Here is a 219-nt window from a genome sequence, read left to right as displayed (position 1 = left end):
CAGGGGGATGACTCCCTGGATGGCGGCGATGGCAATGATATGCTGTGGGGTGGCAAGGATAATGATATCCTCACTGGCGGCACTGGCAATGATTGGTTGCTGGGAGATTTGGGTAACGATACGGTTACGGGAGGCGCAGGAAGCGATCGCTTTGTCCTCGCTGAAGGTCGCGGTACCGATACCATCCTCGACTACAGCGATGGCGTTGACTTAATCGGG

The 219-nt window shown here is 56.2% G+C and carries 1 pseudogene; it reads left to right on the top strand.

Going from position 1 to position 219, the window contains the following annotated elements:
• Positions 1–219, top strand: a pseudogene (locus AC0QH1_RS00295) (calcium-binding protein); the annotation flags it as partial.

Source organism: Phormidium sp. CCY1219, assembly GCF_055795085.1.
Note: the sequence above shows the minus strand (reverse complement) of the source record. Positions and strands in the feature narration are given on the sequence as shown.